The organism is Brevibacterium sp. 239c (genome assembly GCF_900169365.1).
GTDB lineage: Bacteria > Actinomycetota > Actinomycetes > Actinomycetales > Brevibacteriaceae > Brevibacterium.
Genome location: NZ_FXZH01000003.1, coordinates 178,978 through 197,809 on the forward strand (window position 1 = coordinate 178,978; position 18,832 = coordinate 197,809).

The 18,832-nt window shown below is 62.1% G+C and carries 15 protein-coding genes; 4 read left to right on the plus strand and 11 right to left on the minus strand.

Going from position 1 to position 18,832, the window contains the following annotated elements; genetic code table 11:
* The first annotated feature begins 70 nt into the window (after window positions 1-70).
* A complete protein-coding gene (locus BSP239C_RS04235) occupies window positions 71-1,108 on the plus strand; it encodes a glutathione S-transferase family protein (RefSeq protein WP_101570375.1) in 1,038 nt (345 codons plus the stop codon).
* A gap of 95 nt (window positions 1,109-1,203) precedes the next feature.
* Here BSP239C_RS04235 and BSP239C_RS04240 read toward each other — a convergent pair whose 3' ends face one another.
* Window positions 1,204-1,950: a DedA family protein gene (locus BSP239C_RS04240; protein WP_101570376.1), complete on the minus strand. Its 747-nt coding sequence runs from the start codon at window positions 1,948-1,950 to the stop codon at window positions 1,204-1,206.
* 102 nt (window positions 1,951-2,052) lie between these two features.
* Between BSP239C_RS04240 and BSP239C_RS04245 the strand changes: the two genes are divergently transcribed.
* Entirely contained in the window at window positions 2,053-3,105 is a 1,053-nt protein-coding gene (locus tag BSP239C_RS04245) for a YhjD/YihY/BrkB family envelope integrity protein (protein ID WP_101570377.1), read from the plus strand.
* Between the two features lie 41 nt (window positions 3,106-3,146).
* Window positions 3,147-4,574 (plus strand): glyceraldehyde-3-phosphate dehydrogenase, encoded by a 1,428-nt coding sequence (locus tag BSP239C_RS04250; protein WP_101570378.1) that lies wholly within the window; start codon window positions 3,147-3,149, stop codon window positions 4,572-4,574.
* A 144-nt stretch (window positions 4,575-4,718) separates the two neighbouring features.
* Here BSP239C_RS04250 and BSP239C_RS04255 read toward each other — a convergent pair whose 3' ends face one another.
* From BSP239C_RS04255 to BSP239C_RS04295, 9 genes are all read right to left on the minus strand, one after another.
* Entirely contained in the window at window positions 4,719-5,324 is a 606-nt protein-coding gene (locus BSP239C_RS04255) for a hypothetical protein (protein ID WP_101570379.1), read from the minus strand.
* Window positions 5,321-6,286 carry a D-2-hydroxyacid dehydrogenase gene (locus tag BSP239C_RS04260; protein WP_101570380.1) on the minus strand — a complete coding sequence of 322 codons (966 nt, stop codon included), beginning with the start codon at window positions 6,284-6,286 and terminating at the stop codon, window positions 5,321-5,323. Before BSP239C_RS04260 ends, BSP239C_RS04255 begins: the two co-directional genes overlap by 4 nt.
* Window positions 6,228-7,961 carry a DHA2 family efflux MFS transporter permease subunit gene (locus BSP239C_RS04265; protein WP_101570381.1) on the minus strand — a complete coding sequence of 578 codons (1,734 nt, stop codon included), beginning with the start codon at window positions 7,959-7,961 and terminating at the stop codon, window positions 6,228-6,230. Before BSP239C_RS04265 ends, BSP239C_RS04260 begins: the two co-directional genes overlap by 59 nt.
* Before the next feature lie 44 nt (window positions 7,962-8,005).
* The gene (locus BSP239C_RS04270; protein ID WP_180958916.1) at window positions 8,006-8,644 is read right to left on the minus strand and encodes a TetR/AcrR family transcriptional regulator; all 639 of its coding nucleotides are present in this window, start codon (window positions 8,642-8,644) and stop codon (window positions 8,006-8,008) included.
* A gap of 90 nt (window positions 8,645-8,734) precedes the next feature.
* Entirely contained in the window at window positions 8,735-10,798 is a 2,064-nt protein-coding gene (gene dnaG, locus BSP239C_RS04275) for a DNA primase (protein WP_101570382.1), read from the minus strand.
* A gap of 3 nt (window positions 10,799-10,801) precedes the next feature.
* Window positions 10,802-12,109, minus strand: coding sequence for a deoxyguanosinetriphosphate triphosphohydrolase (locus tag BSP239C_RS04280; RefSeq protein WP_101570383.1), 1,308 nt, complete (start codon window positions 12,107-12,109; stop codon window positions 10,802-10,804).
* Window positions 12,110-12,111: 2 nt separating this feature from the next.
* Window positions 12,112-13,302, minus strand: coding sequence for a tRNA dihydrouridine synthase DusB (gene dusB, locus BSP239C_RS04285; RefSeq protein ID WP_101570384.1), 1,191 nt, complete (start codon window positions 13,300-13,302; stop codon window positions 12,112-12,114).
* Between the two features lie 57 nt (window positions 13,303-13,359).
* Entirely contained in the window at window positions 13,360-15,030 is a 1,671-nt protein-coding gene (locus BSP239C_RS04290) for an ATP-binding cassette domain-containing protein (RefSeq protein ID WP_101570385.1), read from the minus strand.
* Between the two features lie 200 nt (window positions 15,031-15,230).
* The gene (locus tag BSP239C_RS04295) at window positions 15,231-15,779 is read right to left on the minus strand and encodes an XRE family transcriptional regulator (RefSeq protein WP_101570386.1); all 549 of its coding nucleotides are present in this window, start codon (window positions 15,777-15,779) and stop codon (window positions 15,231-15,233) included.
* A 78-nt stretch (window positions 15,780-15,857) separates the two neighbouring features.
* Here BSP239C_RS04295 and BSP239C_RS04300 point away from each other — a divergent pair, with 78 nt between their 5' ends.
* The gene (locus BSP239C_RS04300; RefSeq protein WP_101570387.1) at window positions 15,858-17,246 is read left to right on the plus strand and encodes an L-lactate permease; all 1,389 of its coding nucleotides are present in this window, start codon (window positions 15,858-15,860) and stop codon (window positions 17,244-17,246) included.
* A gap of 53 nt (window positions 17,247-17,299) precedes the next feature.
* Here the strand turns inward: BSP239C_RS04300 and BSP239C_RS04305 are convergent, their stop codons facing one another.
* On the minus strand, window positions 17,300-18,628 hold the full coding sequence (locus BSP239C_RS04305; protein ID WP_180958917.1) for a M24 family metallopeptidase: 1,329 nt from the start codon (window positions 18,626-18,628) through the stop codon (window positions 17,300-17,302).
* Between the last annotated feature and the right edge of the window lie 204 nt (window positions 18,629-18,832).

An 18,832-nucleotide genomic window follows, 5' to 3' on the forward strand; every position in this document is an offset into this window, starting at 1 on the left:
ACGCCGCGGCGACGAGACGTAGGCTGGGGCCCAACGTGACAACTGAGGCACTTTCACGAAGGAGCAGACCATGTCCGATGACACCAGCCAGATGAACAGCTACGTGGCCAAGTGCGAGGATTTCGACCGGGACACGAACTACATCGAAGATCGGATCCTCGCCGACCCTGACTCGCACTGGCCGGTCGAGCCCGGTCGCTACAGGCTCATCGCTGCTCGCGCCTGTCCATGGGCCAACCGGACCATCATCGTCCGCAGGCTGCTGGGGCTCGAGGACGTCATCTCCATCGGAATGCCCGGACCTACGCACGATGCACGGTCCTGGACGTTCGACCTCGACCCCGGCGGAGTAGACCCGGTGCTGGGAATCGAACGCTTGCAGCAGGCGTTCTTCGCACGGTTCCCGGACTACCCGCGTGGAATCACCGTCCCTGCCATTGTCGACATCGCCAGCGGAGTGGTCGTGACGAACGACTTCCCCCAGATCACTGAGGACTTCTCCACTCAGTGGACGCAGTATCACAGAGATGGTGCCCCAGATCTCTGGCCCGAGGAGTCTCGGGAGGAGATGGAGAAGGTCATGCGCCTGATTTACACTGAGATCAACAACGGCGTCTATCGCTGTGGCTTCGCCGGCTCGCAGGAAGCCTACGAGGCTGCCTTCGACCGGCTGTTCACTGCCCTGGACACCATTGAGGAACGACTGAGCCACTCCCGATATCTCATGGGCGGTTCCATCACCGAGGCGGATGTCCGTCTGTTCACCACTCTGGTTCGCTTCGACCCGGTTTACTTCGGACACTTCAAATGCAATCGCCAGACGCTGCGCGACTTCGAGAATCTCTGGGCCTACGCCCGCGATCTCTACCAGACGCCGGGATTCGGCGACACTGTCGACTTCACTCAGATCAAACAGCACTATTACATCGTCCATGTCGATGTGAACCCGACACAGATCGTTCCCCGAGGACCGGACCTCGCGGACTGGCTCTCACCTCATGGCCGAGAGGAGCTGGGCGGTTCGCCCTTCGGGGAGGGCACCGCCCCCGGGCCTGTCCGCGCCGGCGAAGAAGTTCCGAAAGAACATACTGCTGCAGCCTGGCTGTGATGACACGGGCAGCGCGGTGACACTGACTCTGCAGTTACTCGGGCTCAGCAGCGACTCGAGCTCAGCAGCGACCTGCATTGATCCGAGCCGAAGGCTCAGTCCCCTGACAGACCGGCTGGGCCTTCGGTGCTATCGCGGGAGAATTCGGTTCGCCCGGCAGCCTTGGCCTTCCTGCGTTTGCGGATCTTGAACACGATCCACACTGCGACGAAGACGAGCACAGCAACGATGACCAGCGTCTGGAAGTAGCCCGCGTAGGTTTCGACAATCGACCAGTTCTCACCGAGGTAGAAGCCAGCGACGATGAGGATGGTATTCCAGATCGCGCTTCCGGCTGTGGTCAGAACCAGGAACTTGACGATCGACATGTTCCGCATGCCGGCGGGAATGGAGATCAGGGACCGGAAGATAGGGACCATCCGTCCGAAGAACACAGCCTTATCACCGTGCTTGTCGAACCACCCAACCGTTTTGTGTACATCGTCGACGTCGACCAGCGGCATCTTCACGGCGATCCGGGCTATGCGCTCAAGGCCGATCCATTTGCCCAGCGCCCACAAGATGACCGCGCCGACGACCGATCCCACGGTGGCGAGGACGATCGCCAGAACAATGCTCATGCTGCCCTGACTGGCGGTGAAGCCCGCCAGCGGCAGCACCAGCTCGCTGGGAATCGGCGGGAAGATGTTGTCCAAGAAGACCAAGAAGCCGACACCGATCGGTCCCAGCGTCTCCATGAGCGTCACGGCCCAACCGGAGAACCCGCTGAGGTTGTCCGCTGCTGAGGAACCTGCGGACAACCTCAGATCAGCGCACTGGACTGTCGAAAATAGTGTCGGCATGATCGAAAGTCTAGATTACAGGCGCGGCCCACCCCTTTCAGGGCGCTCACAGCGGCTAGTGTTGAAACAGACACCTGCGGGTCAAGATCGAAGGAGCATGAAGTGGCACCAGCCAAAGTACTGGCCTCACGCAATACGGTCGCCGAAGTCGGCCACAATGCCATCACCCAGCCGGGACCCGCCCACCTGATGCGTGCCGTCAAACGTTTCGGCGAACGCCTGGGCAACCAATTCGGCGCGGCCATCACTTACTTCCTGGTTCTCGCGGTCATGCCGATCGCGATGTTCACCTTCGCAAGTCTCGGCTTCGTCCTCGACGTCGCCAAACCGGAGCTCCTCCCCGTCGTCGTTGAGCAGATCGAAAAGCAGGTCGGCGGAAATTCGTCTCTGACGGAACAGCTTGAGAGCTTCCTCACCAGCTGGCAGTCGGTCGGAATCATCGCCATCCTCGCCGCTCTCTATACCGGGCAGGGATTCATCGGCAACCTCGGTGCCGCTGTGAGAGCACAGCTGCATGCAGATTTCGACGATGTCGTTCCCAACCAGTCCTTCGTCAAGAAGATCCTCAACAATGTTGTGACACTCCTGGGACTCATCATCGGCCTGCTGCTCACAGTGGCCCTGACAGTCATCGGCACCGGATTGGGATCGGCCATCAGCGAGGCACTTCACCTCGGCGGATTCGCTTCGGTGGTACTGCGCGTGGTGCCGTTCATCATCACGTTGGGCGCCGCGTGGCTGATCTTCATGTTTCTCTTCACCATGTTGCCCGATCACCCGGTGGGCAAGAGAGCCAAGATCAGGGGCTCACTCATCGGCGCCGTGGCTTTCACCGTCCTCATCAACCTCGCGACAGTCCTCGTCGACGTCTTCTCCGGCAACAAAGCCGCCGGCGTGTTCGGATCGATCATCGCGATCATGCTGACAATGAATATCTTTGCTCGTATCATCCTCTTCGTTGCGGCCTGGATCGGAACCGCGAGTCCGCCTCGGCCACGGAAGGAGGACTCCCCCGAATACCGCTTGGTCGAACCCCAGGTTCAGATCCAGAGCCTCGGTGCGCTGTTGGCCGGAGCCGGCATCATCGCGCTCACGCTGCTCGGATTCCGTCGACTCGATGAACACCAGACGAATCGCGAGCAGACAACCCGTTAGACTAGGCGAGAATTCGCTAACTGACCGAGGAGACACGACCTTTGACTGATGCAACGACGGCTCGCCTGAACGAATGGGCGAACAAGCAGACTGCCGCCGAAGAACTCATTCCACTGACCGGACGTCTGTACCGAGAGAACGACGTCCTCCTGACGCTGTTCGGCCGGTCACTGCTGAATAAGTCAGTGACCGGGATGATCAAGGCACACCGATATGCCCGCCACTTCCTCGGCGAGGATCTCGACATCGAGGTGACGCTGGAGATCGTTCGAGCACTGTCCGAGCTTGATCTCGGGCCCACCCGCATCGACCTGGGCCGCCTCATCCAGAAGCAGCAGCAACAGTCGGACTCCATTGAGAGCTTCCTCTCCACGGAACTCGCATCAGTTGCCGGCGGCAATGGCGAAGAAGGCGCCGTACGCGACGTCGTTCTCTACGGCTTCGGACGCATCGGTCGCCTGCTGGCCCGCATCCTCATCGATCGCGCCGGCGGCACCGGAATGCGTCTGCGTGCGATCGTTGTCCGCAAGGGCAGCGATGATGACATCGTCAAGCGCGCTTCGCTCCTGCGACGTGACTCGGTGCACGGCAACTTCGACGGCAGCATCGTCGTCGATGAAGAGGCCAATACGATCCAGGCCAATGGCACCCTGATCCAGGTCATCTACTCCAACGATCCTTCACAGGTCGACTACACCGAATACGGAATCAACGATGCCGTCATCGTCGACAACACCGGCATCTGGCGTGACGAGGAGAGCCTGTCCAAGCACTTGGCCTGCCCCGGCGCATCGAAGGTCCTTCTCACTGCCCCGGGCAAGGGCGAGGTCAAGAACATCGTCTACGGAGTCAACGACGCGGCCATCCTCGACGAGGACACGATCATGTCAGCGGCTTCGTGCACCACGAACGCGATCACACCGGTACTCAAGGCCCTGCATGACAAGTACGGGGTCCGCAACGGTCACGTCGAGACGGTGCACTCGTTCACCAACGACCAGAACCTCATCGACAACTTCCACAAGGGTTCCCGTCGTGGTCGCGCTGCCGGCCTCAACATGGTCCTGACGGAAACCGGTGCTGCCAAGGCTGTGGCGAAGGCTCTACCTGAGCTCAAGGGCAAGCTATCTGGCAACGCGATCCGCGTTCCCACGCCGAACGTGTCGATGGCGATTCTCAACCTCAACCTTGAGAAGTCTACGAGCGTCGATGAACTCAACGCGTTCCTCCGCGACACTTCGATGAATTCGGAGCTGCGCAACCAGATCGACTACGTCTCCTCCCCCGAGCTGGTCTCCAGTGACCTGGTCGGTTCGAAGCGCGCCGGAGTCGTCGATGGCCTAGCCACAATCGTCGACGAGGATCGTGTCGTCGTCTATGTCTGGTATGACAACGAGTTCGGATACAGCTGCCAGGTCATTCGCTGTGTGGCGAAGATGGCTGGGGTCGACGTCCCCGCCTTTCCCTGACCTGATCGGTTCGATCCTCTGATCTGACCGCGTCGATCCTCCGATCGAATACACAAGCGCCCGCAGCCTCATTCGGCTGCGGGCGCTTCGTTGTCTCCGCACAGACAGTAGGTTGTGCCTACGCCAGTTGGTCGGTGAACCTGTTCAGGCTCGGTTTCTGCCGTGGCCTGCCCCATCGCCCTCGACCGCGTCGTGGAGCCAAATCGGGGTGTAGGTGCGGAACCGGTTGGCCAGATCGTCGTCGCTGTCGAGCATCACAGCGAAACGATCGTCGGCACTTGAGAGTTCGTTGGCCCAAATGGGTCCCAGGCAGGCGAGAATGGCACATGCCAGGACGACTGCGACTGCCAGGATCGGCGTCATCGAGTACAGCATCCATCCGAACAGAAGACCGAGTACGGCGAAGGCGATGGCAACGGCCATTCCCGCATTGCGGGTTCTCGGGGCGCGGGCCCGGGCCGGCCTGGCGGAGGCAACCGAATCCAAGACATCACGATTGATCCTCGTCCATGCGATGATCGCGCCGAGTGCACACACGATTCCGATCATGATGAGGCTGAACGCGGAGAACAGCAGAACCGTGTCCACTCGAGTCCCCTGCGCCTGCATCGCCGCACCGAGTCCGGCCACGAGCATGGCGAGAGCCAGCACGAGCATGCTCAGCAGTCGCGCCCTGCGCACCGCGATGAGTTCGCTGACAACCTGAGCCAGGAACGCCCGCTGGGCAACATCGTCTGACTTTTCGGTCATCGGACGTAGCCCGCCGCCTTGTCAACCGTGTGTGGGAACGTCTCACCTGCCGTGTACTTCTCGAACAGGTCGACGAATTGCTTGGCCAAACGCATGCGCCACCCATCGGTGTCCCCGCTCATGTGCGGGGTGACGATGACGTTGTCCATCTGCCACAAGGGGTGCTCAGCAGGCAGCGGCTCTTCGTCGAAGACGTCGAGGCCGGCCCCGGAGATTTCGCCGGTTTCGAGTGCATTCACGAGGTCGGAGGTGACGACACCCTCACCTCGGCCGACATTGACGAAGTAAGCGTTCGGATCCATGGCGGCGAACACCTCGGCGTCGATGAGGTTCTTCGTCTTATCCGTCAGCGGTGCAATGTTGATCACCCAGTCCACACCGGACAGATGAGAACTCAGCTGTGCCGAGTCGATGACGGTCCCGAAGTCCGCGTCTCCGCTCCGTGCGTGACTGCCTGCCCCGGTGACGTTGACGTCGAGGGCCCTGAGGACTCTGGCGATCTCCCGGCCGATCGAACCGGTGCCGACGATCATGGCCTGTGATCCGGCAAGATTCTTCGTCGAGCGCCGGTTCCACACGGACTCGCGCTGGTCCGCAAGCGACCCCAGAGAGTTCTTCGCATGGATGAGAATGTAGTTGAGCACGAATTCCGCGATCGGCCGATCGAAGATTCCCCGTGCATTCGTGACCACAACGTCCGAGGCGGAGAGTTCATCGAACAGCAGCGAGTCAACACCTGCTGCGGCCGCGTGGATCCATTTCAGCATGTCGGCGCGTGCGAATTCGCTGCGCAGCGCCTTTGAGAAGAAATCCCAGAGAAGGAGGACATCGGTGCCGGGCAGCGAGGAGCCCAGATCCTGGGCCTCGACGATCCGAAGCTCGATGCCCTCCCTCCGACCGAGGTCAGTGAGCTGGTCGGGAATCTCTGTCCCGGGGGCGTTGAGTATTGTCAGTACCGTCATGAGTCGACTCCTTCAGCCTAGCCTTCTCAGCCAGACTATCGGATGAGTCGGTGTCAGCAGCGGAAGCATCGTTGAGACTCTCAGACGTTTCTGCCCCGACTGTGACGAGTTCGCGTATCGCAGGGTCAGCCTTGAGCGTCTGCGCCAGCGGAGTGTTGGGCAGGAAGCACAGGAAGATGAATCCGAGGACCGCCAGAGGCGCGACCCACAGGAACAGCGGCACCAGAGCATCGTTATATGAGGTGATGATGAGGGAGTGCAGCGGCTCGGGCAGATTGGACACGATCTCGGGCGTCAGCCCGGTCGAGGAGACCTTGGGCAGCGGCTGCGAGGGTGCGGCTTTGGCCAGCTCGCCCATCCCGTCCTTGATGTTGTCCATGAGGCGCTGTGTGAACACAGACCCGATGAAGGCCATGCCCAGCGTCGCTCCGACCTGCCGGAAATAGTTGTTCGATGCTGTCGCTGTTCCGACCATAGCAACGGGGAATGCGTTCTGGACGACGAGGACGAGGGTCTGCATACTCAGGCCCAGGCCGAGCCCCAGCAGCGCCAGGCACCCCATCGTCTCCCAGGCCGCGCTGTCGGCCTTGAGCTGCGAGAGCAGAACCAGCGATGCCGCCATGATGAGCACGCCCATCAGCGGGTACTTCTTGTATTTGCCTGTGCGGGAGACGACGAAGCCGATGAGGGTGGAGGAGATGAGCATCGTACCCATCATCGGAACCATCATCAGGCCTGCGACTGTGGCGTCGATACCGTGGACCATCTGGAGATAGGTGGGCATATAGGACAGGACACCGAACATTCCGACACCGATGAAGAGGCCGGCAATGGTGCACAGCAGGAAGTCGCGGTTCTTGAACAGGAACATCGGAATGACCGGCTCACTGACCTTGAGTTCGACGAAGATGAATCCGGCAATGGCGAGGACTCCGACGACGATGAGTCCGTTGATCTGCCATGAGCCCCATTCGTAGTCGTGGCCGCCCCAGGCGGAAACGAGGACTATGCAGGAGGTGACGATCGAGATCAGAGCCATCCCCACAAAGTCGACCTTCGGGCGGTGTCCGCTGGTGTGCTTGGGCACTTTGAGGAAGATCGCGGCAGCGATGAGAGCAATGATGCCAAGGGGAAAGTTGATGGCGAAGGCCCAGCGCCAGCCGGGTCCTTCGGTCAGCCAGCCGCCGATGAGCGGACCGGCAACGGAGGACACGGCGAAGGCGGAACCCATGATGCCCATGTACTTTCCGCGCTCACGAGCCGGGACCACAGAGGCGATGATCGACTGGGAGAGGATCATCATGCCGCCACCTCCGATGCCCTGGAGAACACGACCGAAGATGAGCATCGACATGTCGCCCGCGATTAGCGCGAAGACCGACCCCAGCAGGAAGCAGCAGATCGCGAACATGAAGAGGGGCTTGCGACCGAACAGGTCTCCCACCTTGCCGTAGATAGGCATCATGATCGTCGACGCGAGCATGAACGCTGTGGACACCCACAGCATCTGGTCGACGCCGTCGAGTTCGCCCACGATCGTCGGCAGAGCGGTTGCCAGCACGGTCTGGTTGAGGGAGAACATGAACATGGCGATCATCAGACCCACGAAGAGCAGGATGATCGCAGATGTCTTCATCGGCTCGGTATCGTCGTGGTCTTGCACGGTTTGGGTCATTTCCCCAGTCCTCGGTCCTTGGTTACTTCTCATCACAGCCTTTGTCATAGTCGGTTCAGAACCTTGAGGAAGAGCCCCAGTGATTCTTCGTAGATTTCTTTGGTGCCACCCTTTTCGTCCACGAGCTCAGGCGATCGTTTGAGCCTCTGGCCCGCGTGGTTCAGCGGCACTCTGCATAGTTGGGTGAGCATCCTGGCACTGCGCCAGGCCGATTCCTCCGAGGAGAACTCCTGGCCCAGGAAGCGCAGGCGGGCGAGCACATGCTCTGCCACCAGCTCTTCGAGTGCCTCGGCACGGTCGAACCGTTTGCTGACCAGCTCCGGGTATCGAGCAAACAGCGTTCTCCGCCGCGCGGGCATAGCGGGGTCGACGGACCCCATCAGCAGCGCTTCGCGCACGAATCGGGACGTGTCTGCAGCTAGGTCTTCGATTCCGGTTTCGGAGTGGACGTAGGCATCGACGACGTGTTCATCGATATTGGACTCATCGAGTCCGACGATCGCGTCTTCCTTCGTCGCGTAGTAATTGAAGAAGGTGCGTGTTGACACGCCCACGTCTGCAGCGATGCTCGCGACAGTTGCACACTCGAGACCGTCGGCGAGGACCCTCGTGATCGCAGCCTCATGCAGCGCGTGTCGTGTCAGACGCGCTTTTCTGGAGCGGAGGGATTCGGTTTCGGTCATGAGAATATTTTTGCATCTCATGCAACTTTTCACCAACTGCAAAATTGCAATTGTGCACTATTTCACGTTCTCAGCCGAGAACCGCAGTTCTCACATGAGTGTCTTCAGACGGGCCCTGTGCTGCTCGAGGACCTGCAGCTGCCCCAAAAGCGTCGTCTGCGCAGCGGTGTCCGTGGTGTCCTGTCGCTGCAGACGTGAGTGCAGTTCCTTAGCGATCCGTTCGAGGTCGTAGTCGAAGAGTCGGGCCACGATGCCCCTGGCAAACCCCTCCGCGCTGACACCGTCGGCCACCGGCAAAGGAGTCACCAGCAGCTGTGTGACATAGGGTTTGAGGTCCTCGTCACTGGCGGCGAGGACGGCATCTGCCCACCGAGCGGCGTCGGCCGTTCCAGGCGATGTCGAACCGCCTGCTGATTTCAAACCTCCGGCAGCCTTGATGGCAGCCTGGATTCGGCGATAGCCGGGGTGTTCGAAAGCTCGTGCGGACAGGGAATCGAAGAGCTTGGCATTGACGAACTCTGGATGCTGCAGCGCCACCATCAGGGCGCCCTTCTCCGTTTTGAGGCGAGCGGGGCTGATCGGTGCCGACAGGTTCGATACATCGGGGCGCTCGTCATAGACATATTCGATGGCGGTGTCGTCTCGGCCCGGGACTCCCCCAACTCCGGGCGCCTGCGGCCTGTTCATCTGCGCTGGCTGCCCACCGGCCGGGTTCTGCGGTGCACCGGGCGAAGGCTGCGCTGACCCAGGAGGGGACTGCGAAGGAGCCTGAGGTGGGGCCGGTGGACCTCCGGCCAGAGGCTGACGAGCCTGGCTCGGCTGCGTCTTCTTCGGGCGCTTCCGGGCATCCCTGACGGCGGATTCGACTTCGTCGATGTCGACGCCGATACGACCGGCGACGAAGCGATAGTAGTGGCTGAGGCTGTTGCGATCACGGATATCTGCCAGGACCTCGGCGCTGGCCTTGACTGCAGCGATCCTGCCCTCGACCGAGTCGAGGTCGTAACGCGAGATCGCGGTGGTGATGACGAATTCGAAAAGCGGTTTGCGACCGTCGATGAGTTCGCGCAGAGCACCATCGCCCTTCTGCATCCGCAAGTCGCAGGGGTCGAGTCCACCGGGTTCGACGGCGACGAAGGTCTGGGCAGTGAACTCACTTTCGAATTCGAAGGCTCGCAGGGCCGCTTTCTGTCCGGCTGCGTCTCCGTCGAAGGTGAAGATCACCTGGCCAGTCGGATCGTCGCCGAGCAGGCGCCGCACGATCTTCACGTGTTCGGGCCCGAAGGCCGTTCCACAGGTGGCGACCGCCTGTGTGACTCCTGCGAGATGGGCGGCCATGACATCGGTATAGCCTTCGACGATGACCACGCGTTTGGTCTTCGCAATGTCCTTCTTCGCCAGGTCCAGCCCGTAGAGCACCTGGTTCTTGTGATAGAGAGCAGTCTCCGGAGTATTGAGATACTTCGGCCCCTGGTCGTCGTCGAACAGACGCCTGGCGCCGAAGCCGATAGTCCTCGATGTCATGTCCTTGATGGGCCAGACAACCCTGCCGCGGAAACGGTCGTAGATGCCGCGGCCGCCCTCGCTGGCCAAGCCACCGGCGAGGATCTCCTCTTCGCTGAACCCAGCCCGTTTGAGCTGCTTGGTCAGCGAATCCCATGATTTGGGTGCGAAGCCGAGACCGAACTCCTTGCTCGAGCTGAGAGGGAAGCCACGGCCTTCGAGGAACTCCCGACCGATCTGCCCCTGCTCGCCTTCGAGAGACTGGGTGAAGAAGCGCTGCGCGACCTCGTGCATCTCCAGCAGCCGTTGCCGCCGGCTGGCCTGTTCGCGGTCGGGTCCTTTGCCGTCTTCGTAGCGCAGATGCATGCCGATCCTGCCGGCCAGCGACTCGACGGTTTCGACGAAGCTGAGCTGTTCGACCTTCTGCAGGAACGCGAAGACATCGCCGGACTCCCCGCAGCCGAAGCAGTGATACATCCCGACCTGGGGTCGGACGGTGAACGAGGGCGTCTTCTCATCGTGAAAGGGGCACAGGCCCTTGAGCGAGCCGATCCCCGCGGTCTTGAGCGTGACGAACTCACCCACCACCTCGTCGATGCGAGTGCGATTGCGAAGCTCGTCGATGTCCTCGCGTCTGATCAGTCCGGCCATGGTCTAGAGACGATCCCCCGCCCCTGCTTTGAGCTGGTGGTACAGGGCCCAGGCGGAATGGTCGGTCAGAGATGCGATCTGGTCGACGACGACACGCAGCCGAGCAGCGTCATCGTTCGCCTCGAAGTAGTCAGCTCTGAACATCGGATCAAGATTGATCGGTGCTTCGGAATACCACTGGGCCAGCTCGGTGATGACCGCGGACTGGATGTCATGGAGGCGCAGACGATCTTCGGCGACCATCACCGTCAGCGTCGCCATTCCTTTGAGGATCGCGATCTCGACGCCCGTGGGTTCGGGCACGACCAGTGAGGCCGCGTAGCGAGCAAGAGGCTCCCAGCCGAATTCCTCACGAGTTGCTGCTTCCGCTGCACCGACGAACCGACCGATGAGCTGGCTGGTCATGTGTTTGAGGGTTGCTTGGGCACGCCTGGATCCGTCATAGGTCTCCGATGGCCAGTAGGCTGCCGCCTGCAGTCGTGACAGCGCCTTGTCCATCTCCTCGTCACTCGTGGTCGGCAGATACCACTTGCGGGTGATTTCGAAGAGCTCTCCGCGCCGGATCTCGGCAGCGAAATCTCCCAGGTGCAGATGTCCGCCGGCGATCGCGTCTTCGACGTCATGGACGGAGTAGGAGATGTCATCGGCGAGGTCCATCACCTGGGCCTCAAGGCACCGCTTCCCTGTCTCGATGCCGTCACGGTAGAAGTCGAAGACTCCTCTGTCATCGTCATAGACGCCGAATTTTCGTACACCGGAATCGCGTCGACCCACCGATGCCTCACTCCGCGACCAGGGGTACTTGGTCAGCGCGTCGAGGCTGGCTCGGGTCAGGTTGAGCCCGGCTGGGCGCCCGTCATCAGCGATCACCTTCGGTTCGATCCGCGTGACCAGTCGCAGCGTCTGCGCATTGCCTTCGAAGCCGCCGACGTCGATGCACAGTGCGTCGAGGATGGTTTCGCCGTGGTGGCCGAACGGCGGGTGTCCGAGGTCATGGCTCAGGCAGGCGGTGTCGACGATATCGGGGTCGCAGCCGAGGTAGCGGGCGAGTTCGCGTCCGACCTGGGCGACCTCGAGGGAGTGGGTGAGTCGGGTGCGGACGAAATCGTCTGTCCCCGGCGAGACGACCTGGGTCTTCGCGCCGAGTCGGCGCAGGCCTGCGGAGTGCAGCACCCGGGCACGGTCACGCTGAAAAGCCGATCGGCGCGGATTCTTCGCCGGTTCGCTCACCCACCGATCTTCGTCCCACGGCGTGTAGACCGCCACGGTCCCCGAGCGCACCGATGTGCGTGGGTGAGATTCGAATGGCATTGTCATCCTCCCGAGATGTCGAGTTCCGCCTCGGAGAGCAGTGACTTCCCGCTGACATCGAAGATGCGGGAGTCGAGCCACCCTTCGGGCAGATGCGGCTTCTTCGGGCGGGTGGTCCGCCCCCGGGAGCCTTCCGCATCGGTACCAGGATACGGTGCCTCGTGATCGAGCTGAGCCAGCAGCCCCTCGAGTTCCTCCAGCGAGGAGACCATCGCCAGCTGACGACGCAGATCTCCCCCGACCGGATAGCCCTTGAAATACCAGGCAATATGTTTGCGCAGGTCACGAACACCGTAGAACTCGTCCGCATAGTATTCGACCAGGTATTCACCGTGCTTGTAGACCGCACGTGCCACCTCGGCGAGGCCCGGTCGGAAGCGTTCATCACTGCCACCCAGAGCATTGGCGAGGTCGCCGAACAGCCATGGCCGTCCCTGGCATCCACGGCCGATGACGACACCATCGCAACCGGTCCTGGCCATCATTTCCAGGGCATCCTCGGCAGCGAAGATGTCACCGTTGCCCAGCACAGGAACGGTGTCGCCGAGGTGGTCCTTGAGTCGTGCGATCGCGTCCCAGTCTGCCTGGCCCGAGTACAGGTCCGCCGCGGACCGGCCGTGAAGTGCGACCGCTGCGACACCTGCGTTGCGGGCTGTCTCACCGGCATCGAGGAAGGTCTGGTGGTCCTTGTCGATGCCCTTGCGCATCTTCACCGTCAGCGGGATGCCGCCACGGTCTGCTTCGGTCACAGCCGTGGTGACGATGGCCTCGAAGAGGTCCTTCTTCCACGGCAGGGCCGAGCCGCCACCCTTACGAGTGACCTTGGGTACAGGGCAGCCGAAGTTGAGGTCGATGTGGTCGGCGCGGTCCTCTTCAACGATCATCCGCACGGCCTGCCCGATCGTCTCCGGGTCGACGCCGTAGAGCTGAACCGATCGCGGGGTCTCGAAGGGCTCGTGTTGGATGATGCGCATGCTCTTGGGGCTGCGTTCGACCAGGGCTCTGGACGTCACCATCTCCGTCACGTAGAGACCGGCACCGTACTCGCGGCACAGGCGCCGAAAGGCTGTGTTGGTGATTCCCGCCATCGGTGCGAGCACCACTGGCGAGGACAGCTCGATGGGGCCGATGCGCAGAGGCTCGACGGTCACTGGGGATACGGACTCTGGGGCAGGGCTGATGACACTCACCATGCTATTATCCCCGAGTCGTCAAATGATGAGACACCTGCACAGGCAGAAGCCTCAGTCTCACGATCGCGCATAGGTGCCCTCCTTCGGGATCTCGACTCTGTCCTCATCAACTTCCCTGTCCACATCAACCCGAACCGGAGCCAGAAATTCCCGAATGTCCCATTCGACGTCGAGTCGCAGTTCTTGTGCGAGGCGATCATCGTGGGTGATGACGATCATCGCACCACCGAAACCGTCCAAAGCTGTGACCAAAGCCCTCAGCGATGACAGGTCGAGGTTGTTGCCGGGTTCATCGAGGACGAGCAGCTGCGGCGCAGGGTCCTGGAGCAGGCTCTTCGCCAAGGCCACACGGAACCGTTCTCCTCCGGACAAGGTCGAGCAGAGCTGATCGGTCCGACCTGCCCTCAGTCCCATCGCCGCCAAGACCTCATGGACGCGGTGCGGCCCCAGACTATGGTTGTTCTCCCTCACCGCTTCCATGACGGTGAGCGTCGGCGGCAGCCTGTACTGCTGGTCGAGGATGCCGATCGAGACCGGAACCGTGACCGCCAGGTTCGGGAACAGCTCGTCGATCGGAGCACCTGTGTCGTGACGGCCGGCGATTGCTGCCATCATCGTCGATTTCCCAGAGCCGTTGGCGCCGGTCAGTCGGATGCGCTCGGGACCGACCACTGTGCGTGGCTGGGCCAGTGCTCGCCCGGTGATGTCGAGGACTCGTTTGCCGGAATGGATCACAGTCTCCGGCAGATCCAAGCGAATGCTCGAGTCTCTGCGCAGTGCGTCTTTGGCCGTGTTCACCGTCGACCGTGCCTCCGCCTCGTCGGCTGCCTTGTCTCCGCGTCTCTTCGCCGCACTCTTCTGGGCGAAATCCGTCAGTCCATTCATGACTATCTTCGGTCGGCGCTTATTCTCTTTGTCTTTGGCCGCCTTCCGATCGGCCCGGGCCAGCTTCGTTTCGAGTTCAATGCGCTGGCGCTTTTCGATCGCCAGGGACTTCTTGGCGTCGACGAGGTCTGCCAGTTTCGCCTCCTCTTCGGCCGCGACCATGGCTTCATAGTTGTCGAAGTCACCTCCGTACACCCGCAGCTGGTCGGTCATCTCAACGATCGTCGTCACGCTCGTCAACAGGCCGCGGTCATGGGAGATCACCAAGGTCGGGCCCGTCCTGTCCCGCAGCAGCGTGGCCAAGCGGGCACGCCCCGCCTCGTCGAGGTTGTTGCTTGGTTCGTCCAGGATCAGCCAGCGATCGCCCGCCAACGCAGCCCGGGCCAGACCGATGCGCATGGCCTGGCCTCCCGAAAAGGTGGACAGTCGGCGGTCCAGGGCATCGGCGTCGAGTGTCAAGCCGAGATCGGCCAGAGCACTCAGGGCCCTTTCTTCGATGTCCCAGTCATCCCCGATGACGTCGAAGTCACCTGGCTGTGCGTCACCGGCCAGGGCGGTCGACAGCGCCGACCTGATGTCGGAGATTCCAAGCGCCGTGGCGACGGAGTCCTCGGTGTGCGGCAGCAGCTGATCGATGTAGACGGCACCTTCGGCACCGGTGATATGGCCGGCACTGGGTCTGATCTGACCGGCGATGATCCTGGCGAGGGTGGATTTGCCGATCCCGTTCTCGCCGACCAGCCCGACGATGGCGGCCGGGATTGAGGCGGTCAGTGATGTGAAGATCTCGGTGTCGTCGCCGAGGCGGTATCCGAGATTGGAGATGGATATGGCAGCAGTCATATGTGTCCTCATTTCGTGCACAGAAGTGCGGCGCGGGTCCGTAGCACCCGCTTGATGCGGAAATGAGGAATTACTTCACGAAGTGACTGTCTTTCGCCGGGAATGTGTCAATACAAGGATGCCGGAGGTCGGATGACCGCGTCAAGAGCCATCTGCAGCCGAGGCTTTCTGCAACTGAAGCTACCTGGCCGAGGGGTGCTTCAGACGATGATGAGCATCAGCTCTGCTGGCTCGTCGCCCGGGTTGGACAGCTGATGGGGAACATCGCCCGGTGCCTGGGCACAGTCACCGACTCGCAGTGTGGTTCGGCGATCGATGGTGACGATTTCGATGCTGCCGGCAAGGACGAAGAAGGTCTCCCGTGAGCCGCTGCGGTGAGCTGCGAACGAGGCGGTCTCGCAGTGCGGATCGAGTTTGTAGTGCACGACTTCCATGTTCTCCCGCGGCGCGGGGAGATCCCGTCGCACTGTGCCCCTGCCATAAGCGCTGTGGGAGGGGATGGAGCGGCTGGGGGTGATGATCACCTCCGGCGGAGCGAGGAGTTCTCCCACATCGACGCCGAGGGCTCGGGAGAGGCCCATGGCGTTGGAGACGGAGGTGTCCTGTTCGCCGCGTTCGATCTTCGACAAGGCCGCCCGGGAGATCCCGGCACGGACTGCGAGCTCATTGAGCGTCAAGTCGTTGTATTTGCGGCGGGCTCTGATGCGCGCGCCAAATACTCGAGCCCCGAGGTCCTCTGTGGTCGCCATTGTGACATCATAGTTTATTCTTGAATAATAGAGTCAATTCTACCAAGGTAAACTTCTTCACATGATGGATCTGTTCATATGACTCCGCTGCTGGCGCTTGCCCCCATTATGCTCGCCATCGCCCTGCTCATCCTCAAGCAGAGTTCGTGGATCTCCGCCACGGCCGGGGTGATTGCCGCCGTTCTGGCGGTGATCTTCTTCTTCCCCACGCCGATGTCGGTTCTGCTCGAGTCCGGCGCGGCTTATTTCCCTCTCATCCTCGAGGTCGCCCTTATCCTCCTCTTCGGCATGGTTCTGGCCCGACTGCTCGAAGCCGCAGGCTCAATGGGTGAGATCTCCGCGTGGGTCGAAGCGGCGGCACCCAGTCGCCCTTTGGGTGTGGCTCTCGTCGTCTTCGGTCTAGTCCCCTTCGCCGAGTCCGTCACCGGCTTCGGCATCGGTGTGACCATCGGTGTCCCCGTGCTTCGACTCCTTGGCTGCTCGCTGCGCCAATCGGCGATCCTCGGACTCCTGGGGCTCATTGCTGTGCCTTGGGGCGCCCTGGGTCCGGGGACGACGGTCGCGGCGGCACTGGCCGGCCTCGATGTCGACGAGCTCGGCGTGGCGACGGCGTGGATCAATGCGATCCCCGTCATCATCGTCGCCGTCTCGGTGATCCTCATCATGCGCCCCGGCCTCGTCTCCTGCCTCGGAATCGCGGCGGCCGCGGCACTCATGTGGGCAGGCATCCTGACCGCGAGCATTGCCATCGGCATGGCCCCGGCAGGCATCATCGGTTCGCTCCTCGTCATCACCGTGATGGGAGGCATCTTCATACTCCGACGTCGCAGCACCGGCTTCACCCGGAGACTGGGGATCGCGGTGCTGCCTTACGCAACACTGACACTCGGCCTGCTGCTGGCCCGCGCACTCTACTCCGCTCTCCCCTCGCTGCTGACCCAGATCCTCGCCTCTCCCCCGGTCTGGCTGGCCGCCGCCTGCCTGATCGCAGCGCTGACGGTGACATCACGGCGCATCGTCACCCGTTCCGCCGTGCGCTCCTGGGCACCCATCGGAGCGGGGACAGCGGCCTTCATGCTGATGGGCTGGATCATGACGACGACCGGCATGAGCGCTGCGATCGGCTCGCTGGTGCCTGCCGGTCTCATTCTGCTCACGCCTTGGCTGACCGCCACCGGAGCCGTGGTCACCGGCTCGAACACCGGCGCCAACTCCATGTTCACCGGCACCATCGACGCTGCCGCCACGGCCTCCCACGTCTCCTCCCTGCCCGTCGTGGCTGCAGGAAACGCAGCGGGCTCGCTCGCTGCCCTCGCAGCTCCTCCCCGTGTCGCAATGTCGGTGCAGATGGCCGACCCCTCCGGCCCCGCCTCGGCGAATGACATCGGCTGGGTCCAAGGCCGGGTACTGGCCGTGGCCGGAGTCAACGCGCTCTGCCTCGGGCTCTGGATCCAGTTCATGGTCTGATATCGCCGAGGCTCGCCCCAGACCCGAACCTCAAGTCAGACCCGAAGCTGCGGTCAGACCCGGATGAGTTCGCGCGGGAACGCGGTGAACGTGTCACAGCCGGTGTCGGTGATAAGTATGGACTCGGACAGTTCGTAGCCGTATCCGTTCATCCACATGCCGCAGATGAGGTGAAAGGTCATTCCCGCTTCGAGGAACTGATCGTCCTCGGTCCTGATCGAAATCGTGCGCTCGCCCCAATCCGGCGGATAGCCGATCCCGATGGAGTAGCCCAGTCGGCTCGGCTTCTCCAGCCCCGCCAGCGCCAGCACTCGATTCCACGTCCGCGCGAGTTCGGCGGTGGGCACCTCGGGCGCGGCTACATCGAGTACGGCAGCCAGCGCCTCGGCGACGACGCCCTCGAGCCGGATGAGCTCCTGCTTCGGCTTTCCCATCACCGCGGTGCGCGCCAAGGGCACATGATAGCGGCGGTGGACGCCGGCCAGCTCAATGCTCACAGACTCATCGTCGATGAACTTGCGGTTCGTCCAGCTCAGGTGCGGGGTGTCAGCGCTCTCCCCCGTGGGCAGCAGCGGAACGATGGCCGGGTAGTCTCCCCAGGCATTTCCGCGTCCGCGGGCCTGCGCGGCGGCGATCTCCGCGGCCACCTCGTTCTGCGCAACCCCGATCCCGATGGTTCCCAGTGCGGCATCCATCGACTCCGTGGTCACCTCGGCGGCAGTATGCATCAGCGCCACCTCGGCTGGGGATTTGATCGCCCGGATCCAGTTGACCAGCTCGAAGGAGTCGACGAGGCGCCACTCAGGGACGCCATTGACCAGGGATCGAAATGCCCGCGGCGAGAAGAAGTGGGAGTCCATCTCCACACCGACCGGTGACGAGGACGCCCGGGCGACCTCCCAGCGTTGCCGCAGCGCGAAGGATACCCAGTCGAAGGGGTGAATATGGGGCCGCTGCACGTAGCGTTCGGGATAGCCGACGATGTCCTCGGGCGGCAGCCACGACGTGTGCGTGGCACCCCTGGCGTCCATGTCCCTGAGGAACAGCGTGAGCGGACCCGCGGCCGGCACGAACAGCAGCTGCGGAGTATAGAAGGACCAGGCGTTGTAGCCGGTCAGATAATAGACATTCGCGGGGTCCGTGACGATGAGCGCCGACAGTCCCTGATCGACCATGCGATTGCGCACCGAGGCGATGCGCCCCAGGTATTCATCAGGGCTGAAAGACAGGTCGTTCGCGCCGATCGTGTCGACCTCGCCCGGCCGCGGCTGGGGGCGAGCCCTGACTTCCTGCCCTGCCCGGCCCTGTTCGGCACCGGGCCGCATTCCCTGCACATCCGGCCGGTTGTCTTCTCCGGCGTAGAACAGCTCACCCTCATTCATGATTACAGTCTGGTGAGCCGCATCACACCGTGTCAATCACTCCGACACGCGTGTTGCCGAGTGACGCCCACGCGTGTTAACGGGCGGCACTAAGCGTGGAAAAGTGAAATCCTGACGAATCCAGAACCATTATTTTTCAGATTCGACTGAATTCGCATACGAACATGCGCATTCCGACTGATTCAATGGTAGATTGTATTGAGA